The organism is Metabacillus niabensis (assembly GCF_902829255.1).
GTDB classification, from domain to species: domain Bacteria; phylum Bacillota; class Bacilli; order Bacillales; family Bacillaceae; genus Metabacillus; species Metabacillus niabensis.
This window is the reverse complement of the sequence record NZ_CADEPK010000450.1, coordinates 1-13,952: the sequence shown is the minus strand read 5'-3', so window position 1 is coordinate 13,952 and position 13,952 is coordinate 1. Positions and strand designations below refer to the sequence as shown.

The window sequence follows — 13,952 nt, the reverse complement described above, 5'->3', positions numbered from 1 at the left end:
ACTAATTACCTCAATGTAGATTAAGCTCAATATTGATAACCTTACTACCTTCACAGTAGATCGTGCTTTTACCTTAGATTGACGTCGAGTAGCTTTAGAGTGATAAGTTGATTGAATAGCATATGAGTGAAATATTGTAAAAAACAGCAAGTTGACCAGCGAATAAAAATCGTTGACGTTTTCTCCTATTCAATAGAGGAATAGAAGCTTGGAAACATTCTATTTTGAGGTTCGAACGTGTAGCAAATATATATTTTTAACAAGTGAAGCCTCTCCGAAACACATGAAAAACAAGTAGAAATCGGTTCAATTGAATAGAGGATTTCGCTATAATGGGTAATTAAAGGGGGTGCTTACAGATGGAGAATCATTTAAGATTGTCTAGGTCTTCTTCCACTCATGCAAAGCCTATTATTGGAAAGGCGATACTTTGCATGGGGCGAAACATTTAATCTTATCGCTGAACAAGCTTTTCTAATATTTTGGCTTTGCACCTTATTTAAAAAATCAAATAAGGGGCGGGCAAAATTGAAATATATTAATGCAACGAAAGTTTTACCCGAAAAGCTAATTGTGGAAATCCAAAAATATGTTCAGGGGGAAACCCTTTACATTCCTAAGCAAGAGACGGAGTATCGGAAGTGGGGAACTTCAAGTGGCGGGAGACAACTGCTTGATCATCGGAATGCTGCGATAAAAAAATCCTTTTGTAGTGGTACTAGTATTCAGCAGCTTGCTAAGGAATATTATCTTTCAACGGAAACTATTAAGAAAATTGTTTATTCACATAAAAAGTAGAACAACGAGGGTGGCTCAAAACGAGAGGTTCAGACCCGTCAAACACAATATATAGAATTAAGATGTGGTCAGTCTATATATTGGTGATTGAGGGGTCAGACCCTTTTGAGTCACCCTTCGTTTATGTAAAAAACGTTTCTAAGTCATTTTCTCCATTTTAGAAGCTTGCTGCATTCATTAAAATAAACGTAAAGAGATGTTAGCATGATAGGAGAGTTATGTTATGACAGATAAATTTATTAAAAATGAACAGTTCAATTTTATTAAAAAACAAATTGCTATTATTAAAGATACTGCCAAGAAAAATGTACCACCTAGTATTTTGGCAGCTGAAATCGATTTAGCTAATGCTAAGATTATGGATCTTATTCCAAATTCATCATTGGAGCAGCAAGAAATATTAGATCTTTCTAGATTAAAGACAGATGAAGAGTATGAGCAATTTATTGATCGGATTGCATCTTTTTTGCTACCCTTTCCTAAAATCACCGAGCAGCAACTGAAAAAAATGTTTCCGAAAAATAAGAAATTAAAGCTGCCTGATTTAGCAAACATAGATCATAACAAGCTAACGTATTTAAGCTGGAATGATCTAAGATCCAACAAAAAGTTTATCGTGTACGAAGTAGATGGAAAAATGGTCGGCATTGAATGTAAATTTACACCGACAAATAAAAAAAATATTTGTTCTATCTGCAATTCTTTGAGTGAGATTGCTTATTTTTCCACCATAGTAAAAACAAAAAAAACGAAAAACCCGGATTATTACAAGTCCATTGGAAATCTTATTTGCTCAGACAGTGGTGAATGCAATAAAAACATAACAAATGGTGAATATTTAACAGCTGTTATAAAGGAGTCATTAGGAATGTGAATTCTTCACATCATATTTTGAGTACAAAAAGCTAAACAAAAAGGGCCAGTCCATTCAGACAGAGAAAATAAGATTTAATAACATAATGTTAAATCCTTAATTTCTATGCTTGAAAGAGGACCGCCCTTTTTTTTACGAAAGCTTTGATATTTGAACAATTTTACGCTACATTAGGTGATTTTCTAATTCAGGAACTAATACATGTGAGTCTCCTTCATGATAAGATACTCTCCTTCTGAGGAGACTCACGTTTATACAAACAATTAACCGAACTTTAATAAAAATTTACAATGATTATCCCCTTCTGTTCGACAGCATGTTCGATTAATCTGCTCGATACCGAGTACTTGTTTGAACATATCTGTCTCACATTTGCATGCAATCTTGAAATCTTTAGCAACAGATAAGATTGGACAATTGTATTCTGTGATTTCGTACGTGTCATCATCAATTTTTGCTAGGTCAGCCATATAGCCTTTTTCGTTTTGGATACTGACGATTTCCTGAAGTTTCTCTGTTGCTGAATCCTTTCGTTGAACTCTTTGTGAATATTCATCTATAAGACGTGCTTCTCTTTTTTTAAATAATTGCTGAACAACTTCTTCCCCATGTATTTCTTTAATATCATGAAGAAACTCTAAGCTAATTCCTTCATAGTTTTTAGGGAAATATTCCTCTGCTTTATCTGATAAGGAGTATGTTTGTAATGGTCTCCCCATCGGTTGCTTTACTTCCTTTGTTTTGATGAGACCATCTTTTTCAAGACCTATTAGATGTTTTCTAACAGCCATATGTGTGATATCTAAATGATCTGTTAATTCATTAACAGTTAACGAAACTTCTTTTTTCAGTAATTGAAGAATACGGTCCTTCGTGCTTGATTGTGAATGATTCATATGTTCACCTCCAAAATAAGAATGTGGAGAAAGTATTTTAAGTAATAAATAATTATACCATAAAGTATAAAATGTTTGGAGAGAGAAGAGTTGGATAAATTTTTCAAAATAATTTATTTTTTTTTTAAGCAATTGCATTGATTTTCCAGTTAGAATCGGATATTCTTTATATATACTATTTATACTATAAAGTATAAAAAGAATTGGAGGATTTTTATTATGTCAACTTATTCTTTACCAGCTTTACCTTATGATTTTAACGCATTGGAGCCACATATTGACCAAAAAACGATGGAAATTCATTATGGAAAACATCATCAAACATATGTAAATAATTTAAATGCTGCACTTGAAGGAGCAGTTGAATTACAAGAAAAATCGTTAGAAGATCTATTAGCGAATTTAGATGCAGTTCCAGAACAAATTAGAACAGCCGTTAGAAACAATGGAGGCGGTCATTTAAACCATTCATTATTTTGGGAAGTGATTGCCCCTGGTTCAAATAATAAAGCACCAACTGGTAAGCTAGATTCAGCTATTAATGAAGCATTTGGAAGCTTTGACGAGTTTAAGCAACAATTCTCTACAGCTGCAACTACACGCTTCGGTTCAGGTTGGGCATGGTTGATTGTTGATGGTGAGGGGAAACTTCAAGTTACTAGCACGGCAAATCAAGATAATCCAATTATGGAAGGAAAGCAAGCAATCCTTGGCTTAGACGTTTGGGAGCATGCATACTACTTAAATTACCAAAATAGACGACCTGATTATATTGCAAGCTTCTTTAATATCATCAACTGGGATGTAGTAGCAGAAAAATTCGAAAACCTTGTAAAATAAGCGAGGTTCATAAGGGTCTGACACCAAATGATGGGGTCTGGCCCTTTTTACAAATTGATAAACGTTTAGGAGGAAATGTTATGAAACTCGTTGGTGTTTCAGGGTCACTAATTGGCTCAAAAACGTCAAAGGCGGTCTATGAAGTATTGACTGCTGCGAAAAATATCGCTTCAGATATACAAGTAGAGCTTGTTGACCTAAAGGAGTATGATGTTGAATTTGTGAAAGGGACACCGTTAAGCTATTATAATGATGATACGATAAAGGTAGTAAATACGATTTTAGCTGCAGATGTTCTCCTTTTTGGTACCCCAATTTATCAAGCCTCAATAACTGGTGCTTTAAAAAATCTGTTAGATCATTTACCGATTGATGCATTTAAATCTAAAGTAACAGGAATGATCACTACTGGTGGAACCGAAAAGCACTTTCTAGTACCAGAATATCAATTAAAGCCGATTCTTACTTATCTAAAAGGGACTGTTCCTACTGGTAATGTATTTATCCATAATGATCAATTTGATGAGGATAATGAAATAATCGATGTTGATGTTAAGCAGAGAATCAAGAAATTAGCTGAAGAGTTGGTTTTATTGAAGAGAAGTTTAGAAGTTGAATAGAATACGTTTTTCTAAATAAGTGTCCTAAATAGCAAAGATAGTTACTTGGGACATTCAATCTATTTAAATATAAGGAATGTATTGAAAATTTAACTTCTAAAAAAAGGAAACTACCTATCTAATAGAGAAATGTATATTCATCATGGTCTAATAGGAGGTAGTAAAAAATGAGTCAGGCAATACAAATGATGAATGAATGGCTTCAGCATCGCACAGTACTTGAAGGATTATTAGCGAAGATCGATGATAAACATATCGATTTTAAACCATGGGATGATGCTATGACACTTGGTGAACTTGCTTTGCATATTGCAGGCTGGAATGACGTTTTTGTTTCGATGGTGAAAACAGAAGAATTCACTTCACCTGATATCCCTCCATGTAGAACGATGAAGGATGTTCGTGATGTTGTAAGCCGATTTACTGAAAAAACAAAAACTACTTTTGAATCTATAACAGATGAGGAATTACATATAGAGAACAATGCTTCACATCCTAGGCTTCAAGGACCAAAGCGAAATTATTTGCTGGCAATGTATGATCATGAAATTCATCATAAAGGTCAGCTATTTCTTTATGCGCGTTTAGTGGGGGTTACGGAAGTTCCTTTTTTTCGTTAAAATTAGGATAAGCGATTGAACATGCTTCAATCGCTTATCGTACACAATTTTGCAAAGACTTATTGAAGGAAAAATCGTAAATGTCCTAAAGGAGGACTTGGATATGCCATTGTTACGCATTTTTAATAAAAAATGTAGTATATGTAAAAGGAAGATTAGCCCATTACGTACGTACATCGATGATAATGGTAAAAAGCTTCTAGTATGTTTACCTTGTTCAGAGTATGCTGAAAGAAGAGCATATAAGAGAAAAGGATAATTACTCCAAAGTATTTGAGGAGGATTTTGTATGAAAGATTCGTTCGCTAATTTCACGAAGGAATTTCGTCCATTTTTCCTGAAACATCGGATCGTCGGGATGTAGTCCTGTAATCATCCGTGTAACTTCTCCATACAATAGAGGATAAATTGTTAAGCTAGACATCATCAAAGTAATAAGAGTTGGATCTAAATCCTTTGGTACTAATCCCATCTCCTGTTTTGATTTCATATCCTCATTATAGGAATCTAGAATCTTTTTCCTTTGCTTTTCTCCCTTTATGCTATCAGGTAATTTTTCGACAGCTTCCCATGCAGTAAATTTCAAAAAATCCATTAAGTGTTCCTGATTTATTTTATAGCGGAATTCTGCGATATGAGCAGGATTTGCCGGTAATGTGAAATTTTCTGAGGGTAATTGTGTAATAAAATGCTTGATTGTCTCATCAATTAGTTCATTTTTTCCTTTAAAGTAATGGTAGATTAACTGTTTATTTACACCTGCGCGTTTTGCTATCGATTCGATTCTCGTCCCAGTATAGCCCTTTTCAAAAAATTCTTCTCTTGCTGCCTGTAAAATATTTTTTCGTGTTCGCTCGGCATTTCGAATTTCACCCATGTGATTCACCATCTCCTCGATAGAGAATATGTTAGAGATTCCTAATATGAAAGTCAAGTTTAACTGAATATGATGTAAAATATAACTTGACTTTAGGTAAGTTGTATTTTACATTCATTATATAATTTACCTTTTCTAAAGTAAAAGCGACAAAGGGCTTGGAGAGGTTAACGACAAAAATGGGTAACATGGCAAGTTAATAATCAGTGAGCCTCTTCTTAAATAAGAAAGGAGTTTTTAGCTATGAATCCAGATGTAACCGAATTCATTGAAACAGTGAAATTATCATGGCAGGCTAAAATTTGTACTCACCTTCGAGATGTTGTTCATAAAGCAATCCCAGATGTTGTCGAACGGATCCAATATAAGAAACCGCATTTCTTGAAAAATGGTAAATATGCTGCTGTTATCTCAACTTCGAAGGATGCTGTAAGCTTTACAATCTTTAACACTCAAGGGCTGGCATTACCAGAAGATATGTTTGATGGTCCACCTGAAAGAAAAACGGTTAAGCTTAAAAAGGATCAAGTTGTTGATTTTGACCAGCTTTTTTCATGGGTAACGTTAGCTTCGCACTCATTGTAAATGGTAAAGATAATAATAACATTACGATCCGCACTTTTTAGTGGTGAGGATAACTACTTTGCAGTAATGGAGAAGAAGTAAGTTTTAAAAATTTACTAAATGAGGAATAGCTAATTATTTTTACTGAGAAATTAATTATGATAATGAAGCAATGGATTTGCGATTGTTAAATCTTTTTACAAAAAAAGCATCTATTAAGGAGCGTGCCTTAATAGATGCTTTTTTTGTTTAGAGGTAAATAATAGGAAAAATAATGTAAAAAGTGGAATTTCGTAAAGGTAATGTAAATAATTGTCGAATGTAGTCGATATAGTAACTATATAGATTTTTTTGATTTAACCGTTATTTTTATTTTCTAAACAATAAAAGAAGGGGGTAAAACTATGAAACAACGAAAACTAAATTGGAACAGCGTATCAACAAAATTACTATTTTTAGTTAGTATCATTATTCTTATTACATCATCAATTATTGGTTTTACAAGCTATTCAATCGCAAAAAAACTATTAATTGATGAAGGGAAGGCAGAGCTAAAGTATATTGTAGAAGGAGCATCTGTTACTTTATCGGTATTAAATGAACAAGTTGAAAATGAGAAACTAACTCTTGAGGATGCAAAGGAAAAGGCAAGGGTATTATTAAATGGACCAAAGCTAACAGGAGACGGGGGATATGATTTTAAGAAATCTGCATTTTTATATAAGGATAGCGGCTATATTCTTGGCTATGGGCCAGACTATTCAGCACAAATCCATCCATCGAATGAAGTGGGTTCCATCCCAACTGATACAAAGAATCGGGAGAAAATGGTCGAAGGAGCAAAAGCAAAATCTCCAGATCAACATTATGTTGTATACGCTGATAAAAATGATGAGACTGGGGAAGTGAAAAATAAAATTGCATATATGACACACTTTAAGCCATGGGATCTTTCAATTGGAATTGCTGTTTACGAGGATGAGTTTTATAGTAAACTTCAGGAACTAAAGATCTTGATTATTGTCATTACTGCAATGATAGCGGTTATTAGTCTTGCTAGCTTTTATTTTTTAACAAAAAGGAAAGTGAATTTACTTGTTGATGCGACAAATGAAGCTATTAATATATCGCAAGGTCGAATTGAAAAAGTAACATTACCTGAATCAAAAGATGAAATTGGTCAATTAGGCTATGCATTTAATCGAATGACATCGCAACTGAGTGAGTTACTACAAAATCTGCATCAAACGAGCAATCATTTGCTTGATTCCGCAACTGAGTTATCAGCAGTATCTGAGGAAACATCTGCAAGTAGTGAAGAAATCGGTCGTGCAATATCGGAAATCTCTAACGGAACCATTTCCCAAGCAACAGATTTAGATGATACAAATCAAAGGGTTGAGCAATTAAATCAATTAATTGAAACAATGAATGTACAAGGAAATGCAATTAAGGAAAGATCATTAGATTCTGTTAAAGCAGCCGGGCAAGGAAAGAAAATCGTACAAAAGTTACTCCAAACAAACGATGATTCTATAAAGGCTTTTGAGCAAATTAGTATTGGGATAAAGGGATTATCCACTAAAATAGGCGACATTTTTAAAATTACAGCTACAATAGAAAGTATTGCAGCAGAAACAAATCTTTTAGCATTGAATGCTAGTATTGAAGCTGCACGAGCGGGTGAGCATGGGAAAGGTTTTGCTGTTGTTGCTAGTGAGGTTCGAAAGCTAGCAGAGCAATCTAATTTTGCGACTAAACAAATTCAGGATATGATAGCTGGGATTGAAAAAGAAACTGTAAAGACAGTAGAAACGATGGAGAATACGACTGTCCATTCACAGCAATTAAATCAAGCCGTAAAAGAAACCGAGATGGAATTTAATCTTATTAACACTGCAATTAGTCAAACAATTAGTGAAATTGAAGCATTAAATGAAGAACTATTACAAATCACAAATGAAAATCAAAACATCACAATCGCTGTTCAAAATGCATCAAGTGTTTCCCAACAAACAGCAGCATCGATTGAAGAAATTACAGCATCAGTAGAAGAGCAAGTCGGTGCCATCTCAAATGTAGCAAAATCCGCAGAACATCTTACAGAATTAAACAAGCAATTAGATGAATTGCTTAAGAAGTATTCATTTTAACAGAACTAAATTTCTAAATGATGAGGATCTCCTTTGGATGGGGGATCCTTATTTTTTCTAAAATTATAAATCAAATTCGGTAAAAATGATTTAGGAGCCTAAAAAAGCTTTAGGTTTCCCAAATGAGTAAGTCAAATCTCTCAACCTTTCTTGAGAAATTGTCAACCTTGTGAAAAAATCAACCAATTCTCAAGTGAAATCTGTCATCAATAAAAAAACCTCATCATCTCCTCGTTTGATATTCTAAATGTTTTTAACTCTACGTTATTTAATCTTCTAATTTTCTTAGCGTTGCTTCACAATATCTATTTCGAATGTAATACTAAGGTTAAATGATTACATATATCGATAAAAAATTCACATTGTAACTTTTTTGTAACTCTTTTATAGAGACGGACTTATATAATGAAGTTATTCCAATTTGCGCAGTAATTGGTATAAATGAATGGAGTGTACACCATGAGAAAGAAAAGCAAATCAACATTAATGTTCGGTTTCGTTATGAGTAGTATGTTGTTATCCGGATGCCAGCTTGTTGAATCTCCTAATGCTTTAATTGAAGCACCACAACCGGAGAAAAAACAGAAAATACAATTAAGTGAAAAAGCGTTTGAACTTCTACCTTCTAATAGTGAATTATTGGTCCCAGAAAATGCTAATAAAAAACAATCGATTTATATTGCTGATGTTAATGGTGATGGGAACCAGGAAGCGTTTCTATTATATAGAGGATTAGGGGAAAAGCGTGAAGTTCATCTTCTTTCTTTGCAAGAAACTGAAAATGACTGGAAAGAAATCTCGGACATTGAATTTGATTACTTTAAGCTTGATTATTTCAATTTTCATGATTTAGACAATGATGGACTATTAGAAATCGTCATTGGACTTGGAATGTCTGACTTTGAGTCGGAGAACGAGCTTATAATTTATCAATGGGATGCAGAAGGGCTTACACAGCTAGCAAATAAAGGCTATGAAATCATCGATATTGCGGATTATGATCGTGATAAAAATTTAGATATTCTTTTAGTTCACGGGAAGAGAAGAGAATTTATGGAGGCAGAGCATCTTCGGTTTAGGAATGGTCAACTAGAGGTAAGTTCAAGTGTAAATATAGATGAATATGCATTTCATGAGAATGTATTGAGTGGAAAATTACATGATGGTTCTCTGGCATTGTTTATTGATGGAGGAGTCGGAGCTCATTCAATGGTGACAGAAATCATAGCTATTGATGGGGGAAAGTTGATAAAGGTTGATGAAAGAACTACCGGCATGTTTATTAAAGATTACCCTCTGTATAGTAAAGATATTAATAATGATGGAGTCATTGAAGTAGGTCAGATGTATATCCCAAAAGGCTGGGAAGAAGAGGCGTCTGCAAATATTCCATATATTGAATACTATTCATCCTATTCAATAAATGGTGAAGAAAAAAAGATTGAGGAGAGATTTACGAACAGAGAACATAAATTTTACATCACAATTCCAGAAGAATGGTATGGAAAGGTTACAGTTAAAGAGCTTGAAAATGGTATTCAATTAATCTCTGTTTCAGATGATGAATTGCTTTTTGATGTCAAATGGGGAAAACGTGAATCAGTTGAACCTTCTGGCCATGTCTTAAAGGAAACACAAAATACTATTTTTTATACAGAAATGAAAGAAAACGATTCGTTTCCATTTAAACAGTTCCATTTGCTAGAAGATGAATTTTAAGAGAGGGAAGTCCATGAATAAAATCCTTGTTGTTGAAGATGAGTTATCAATACGTAGCTTCGTCAGCTTAAATCTTAAAAAGAAAGGATATCTTGTAACGGAGGCAGAAACTGGAGAGGAAGCATTAAGACTATACCATAGAGAGCACTTTGATATTATTTTGCTTGATTTAATGCTCCCAGGTATCGACGGATTTGAAGTATGTCAAGAAATTAGAAAGACCAATCAAACAGTCGGCATTATTATGTTAACGGCTCGAACTCAGGAGAAGGATAAGGTCGAGGGATTAATTATTGGTGCAGATGACTACTTATATAAACCTTTTAGTTTAGTCGAGCTTGAGGCTAGAATTTTTTCTCTGCTTCGTAGACTAACAATCGAGCATTCAATTTCAAAGGAAAACGATGGGAGGCTCATTTCCGGTCCTTTTCAATTAGAAATGAATATGAAACGATTAATCTGTTCTGGACGAGAAATAAAATTGACTCCAACTGAATTTTCGATTCTTCATTATCTAATGAGCCATCCAAATCGTGTCTATACAAGAGATGAATTATTGGATGAGGTATGGGGGAAAAACTATGTAGGAGATATAAAGGTAGTGGATGTAAACATTAGACGGATTCGTCAAAAAATCGAGGCTGATCCTTCTTCACCAGTCTATTTATGTACGGAGTGGGGGCTAGGATATATTTGGATGGGTGATGTATGAAGCGCAAAGTCATCCTTTATTTCATGATTATTATCCTATTGACTTTAAGCTTAGTCATGACGGTGTTTGGCTTTGCCCTAACAAATTATTATTATCAAGGAATTGCTGGTACGTTTCGTAATCATGTTGAAGCGATTAATCCGATTTGGGAAAAGGGAAATGAGTTCAATTATGGTAGCTTAGAAGATTATAGTGACCTCATTATTAAAAGCTATCAATATAATCGAGCAGAACTGCAACTATTATCAAATGATGGAGAACTTATTCAATCTTCATCTGGTTTTTATGAAGAGAAAACGTATTCGATTGATCCAAAAGTATTTTCCTATGAAACAATTTATAAAAAGGAAGTCATTCAACAAACAGGAGAGAAAGTGCTTGCTGTCTATATACCACTAATATTAGATGGCCAGGTAGTTGGGGTGCTCCGCTATGTATCGACGTTAGCAAACGTTGATGAAGTGATTCAACATTTCCTTAAATTTGGAATGATGATTTGTGTAGGTGTTGCAATCGTTGTCTTTCTTATAAGTCTTCGTCTCGCAGATTCAATTGTAAGACCATTTAAAGAAATTATTCAGCATACACGTGAATTGTCAAAGGGACGATTTGAAAAACGAATAAAAGAAACATACCCTCATGAGCTTGGTGAAATGTCAAACACACTAAATTATATGGCTGATGAAATTGTGAAGATGGATCGGTTAAAGACCGATTTCATTTCCTCGATTTCTCATGAGCTAAGAACGCCACTTACAGGAATTAAAGGTTGGGTTGAAACGATTGAGTCGCCAGAAGACTTAACGGAACAAGAGGTAAAATTTGGTTTGAGAATGATCCGGAGTGAATCTGAGCGGCTGATGAAATTAGTTGAAGATTTATTAGATTTTTCTAGGTATGAGTCAAATCGAATTACTCTGAACCAGGTTGAATTAAACTTTGATAGGCTTGTTTATGAAGTCACATTACAGCTTCAAAAAAGGGCAAAAGATAAAAATGTTTCAATTGTTCTAGAAAGTGTACCAGTTAGGCTTTTTGCTGATGGAGATAAAATGAGACAAGTAATTTTAAATTTATTGGATAACGCAATTAAGTTCTCAAAAAAGAATAGTGAGATACTAATAAATCTATATGAAAGAAATCATTTTGCTGTGCTTGAAATCAGTGATAAAGGAATTGGGATGAAGCAGGAAGAGCTAAGGTATATTATGGATTCCTTTTATAAAGTAGATTCAAAATCAATCGGCGCAGGACTTGGATTAGCTATCACTCGAAATATTATCACAAAGCACGGTGGAATGATTGATGTTCTTAGTCAATTTGGAGAAGGAACAACCGTTGTCATTCAGTTACCTTTGGTTAAGAATTTAGTAGAAGAAATAGATAACGATGGAAAGAGGTAAAGCACATGTGTGGGTTTATTGGATATATGAGTGCGAATCTTAAAGAACATGCACTTGAAAAAAGGTTAACAACGGTTGATATGACGGCAATGATTACCCATCGTGGACCAGATGATGTGGGCTATTATTTTGATGATCATATTCACTTAGGCTTCAGAAGATTAAGTATTATTGATGTTGAGAGTGGTAGACAGCCTTTATCATATGATGATCGTTATTGGATTACCTTTAATGGAGAAATTTATAACTATTTAGAGCTAAAACAAGAATTAGAGAAAAAGGGCTATAAGTTTCATACTGATTCAGATACAGAGGTTATTTTAGCCTTATACAGCGATATTGGAAAACGAGTTGTTAATGAATTGCGCGGTATGTTTAGCTTTATAATTTGGGATCAGGAGAAAAAAGAATTATTCGGTGCTAGAGACCATTTTGGGATAAAGCCATTTTATTATTTTGAAACTGACGATGAATTTTATTGCAGTTCGGAAAAGAAAAGTATAGTTAGTGCTATAAAAGGTAACGGTAATATGGATTTGGAATCTTTACATCATTATTTGACTTATCAATATGTTCCAGAGCCTCAAACTTTATCAAAAGAGATTAAGAGACTAGAACCAGGATGCTTTTTCACAAAAAAACTGGAAGGACCAATGGTTATTCAATCTTTTTATAAGCCTACCTTTTGCCCGATAAATCAACCATTTGCACAAGAAGTAAAAAAGATTCAAGATGTATTAAGAGATTCAGTTGCAATGCATTTACGAAGTGATGTACCAGTTGGTGCTTTTTTATCCGGAGGAATTGACTCATCGAGTATTGTCGCTTTGGCGCGTGAGATTCATCCACGGATAAAAACGTTTACAGTTGGATTTAAAAGAAAGGGATATAGTGAAATTGAATTGGCTCAGGAAACAGCTGCCGAATTGGGTGTAGATAATCTTCATTATGTCGTAACACCCGAAGAGTTTATTAAAGAACTCCCTAAAATAGTTTGGCATCTAGATGAACCTGTAGCGGATCCTGCTTTAGTCCCGTTGTATTTTATTGCTCGTGAAGCTAAGAAGCATGTAACAGTTGTTCTCTCTGGAGAAGGAGCAGATGAATTATTTGGAGGGTACAATATTTACAAAGAACCGCATTCGCTAAGATATTTTAAGCATTTCCCAAATGGTATGAAGAAAGGCTGGCTTGCATTAGCAAGTAAATTACCTAATGGAGCTAAAGGAAAAAGCTTTATTGAAAGAGGTACAACAAACCTCTCAAAAAGATATATAGGAAATGCAAAGATATTCACTGAACTTGATAAAAGTCAGCTCTTACGAAACTATCAAGGAGAATGGACATATACAAATGTAACAAAGGAATATTATCAATCGATCAACCACCTTCATGATATTCAAAAAATGCAATACATTGACATCCATACATGGTTGCGTGGAGATATCCTTGTTAAGGCAGACAGAATGACGATGGCGCATTCTTTAGAGCTACGGGTTCCATTCCTTGATAAAGAGGTGTATAAAGTAGCGTCACAGCTTAGTCATGATAAAACAGTTACAAATCAACAAACAAAATATATTTTAAGAAAAGCAATGGAAGGAATAATTCCTGATTCTGTGCTAAATCGCAAAAAATTAGGATTTCCGGTTCCGATTAGATATTGGCTACAAAACGAGCTATTTGATTGGGCTTATCAATTAATTATTGACAGTCAAACTGATCATTTATTTGAAAAGAATTATTTGTTATTTTTATTATCAGAGCATCAAAGAGGAGTACATGATAACAGCCGGAAAATCTGGACAGTTTTAATTTTTATGATATGGCATCAAGTTTATATAGAAAAGAAATACGACTTTCATCACCTTTCTAT

General features: G+C 34.1%; 14 protein-coding genes. 12 read left to right on the top strand and 2 right to left on the bottom strand.

Annotation, left to right across the window (positions count from 1 at the left end):
• Positions 1-528: 528 nt before the first annotated feature.
• Positions 529-798, top strand: a complete 270-nt coding sequence (locus HU235_RS24380; RefSeq protein WP_095302123.1) for a CD3324 family protein — start codon at positions 529-531, stop codon at positions 796-798.
• Positions 799-1,021: 223 nt separating this feature from the next.
• On the top strand, positions 1,022-1,672 hold the full coding sequence (locus HU235_RS24375; protein WP_174881869.1) for a FusB/FusC family EF-G-binding protein: 651 nt from the start codon (positions 1,022-1,024) through the stop codon (positions 1,670-1,672).
• A gap of 263 nt (positions 1,673-1,935) precedes the next feature.
• Here HU235_RS24375 and HU235_RS24370 read toward each other — a convergent pair whose 3' ends face one another.
• Positions 1,936-2,568 carry a helix-turn-helix transcriptional regulator gene (locus tag HU235_RS24370; protein WP_095302083.1) on the bottom strand — a complete coding sequence of 211 codons (633 nt, stop codon included), beginning with the start codon at positions 2,566-2,568 and terminating at the stop codon, positions 1,936-1,938.
• Positions 2,569-2,787: 219 nt separating this feature from the next.
• Here HU235_RS24370 and HU235_RS24365 point away from each other — a divergent pair, with 219 nt between their 5' ends.
• The 4 genes from HU235_RS24365 (at position 2,788) to HU235_RS24350 (ending at position 4,907) form a co-directional block, all read left to right on the top strand.
• Positions 2,788-3,408: a superoxide dismutase gene (locus HU235_RS24365; protein ID WP_174881868.1), complete on the top strand. Its 621-nt coding sequence runs from the start codon at positions 2,788-2,790 to the stop codon at positions 3,406-3,408.
• Between the two features lie 80 nt (positions 3,409-3,488).
• On the top strand, positions 3,489-4,028 hold the full coding sequence (locus HU235_RS24360) for an NADPH-dependent FMN reductase (protein ID WP_095302085.1): 540 nt from the start codon (positions 3,489-3,491) through the stop codon (positions 4,026-4,028).
• A gap of 167 nt (positions 4,029-4,195) precedes the next feature.
• Positions 4,196-4,648, top strand: coding sequence for a DinB family protein (locus HU235_RS24355; protein ID WP_174881867.1), 453 nt, complete (start codon positions 4,196-4,198; stop codon positions 4,646-4,648).
• Positions 4,649-4,751: 103 nt separating this feature from the next.
• Positions 4,752-4,907, top strand: coding sequence for a hypothetical protein (locus tag HU235_RS24350; RefSeq protein ID WP_174881866.1), 156 nt, complete (start codon positions 4,752-4,754; stop codon positions 4,905-4,907).
• Here the strand turns inward: HU235_RS24350 and HU235_RS24345 are convergent, their stop codons facing one another.
• Positions 4,908-5,525 carry a TetR/AcrR family transcriptional regulator gene (locus HU235_RS24345; protein WP_095302087.1) on the bottom strand — a complete coding sequence of 206 codons (618 nt, stop codon included), beginning with the start codon at positions 5,523-5,525 and terminating at the stop codon, positions 4,908-4,910.
• 243 nt (positions 5,526-5,768) lie between these two features.
• Between HU235_RS24345 and HU235_RS24340 the strand changes: the two genes are divergently transcribed.
• The 6 genes from HU235_RS24340 to asnB all read left to right on the top strand — a co-directional run.
• Positions 5,769-6,110, top strand: a complete 342-nt coding sequence (locus HU235_RS24340; RefSeq protein ID WP_095302088.1) for a DUF1801 domain-containing protein — start codon at positions 5,769-5,771, stop codon at positions 6,108-6,110.
• A 383-nt stretch (positions 6,111-6,493) separates the two neighbouring features.
• Positions 6,494-8,242 (top strand): methyl-accepting chemotaxis protein, encoded by a 1,749-nt coding sequence (locus HU235_RS24335; RefSeq protein ID WP_174881865.1) that lies wholly within the window; start codon positions 6,494-6,496, stop codon positions 8,240-8,242.
• A gap of 459 nt (positions 8,243-8,701) precedes the next feature.
• Entirely contained in the window at positions 8,702-9,961 is a 1,260-nt protein-coding gene (locus HU235_RS24330) for an FG-GAP repeat domain-containing protein (protein ID WP_145581862.1), read from the top strand.
• A gap of 13 nt (positions 9,962-9,974) precedes the next feature.
• Positions 9,975-10,673 (top strand): response regulator transcription factor, encoded by a 699-nt coding sequence (locus tag HU235_RS24325; RefSeq protein WP_095302091.1) that lies wholly within the window; start codon positions 9,975-9,977, stop codon positions 10,671-10,673.
• Positions 10,670-12,076, top strand: coding sequence for a sensor histidine kinase (locus tag HU235_RS24320; RefSeq protein WP_174881864.1), 1,407 nt, complete (start codon positions 10,670-10,672; stop codon positions 12,074-12,076). The genes HU235_RS24325 and HU235_RS24320 overlap by 4 nt, the downstream gene beginning before the upstream one ends.
• 5 nt (positions 12,077-12,081) lie before the next feature.
• On the top strand, positions 12,082-13,952 hold a 1,871-nt coding region (asnB, locus tag HU235_RS24315), incomplete at its 3' end, for an asparagine synthase (glutamine-hydrolyzing) (protein WP_174881863.1).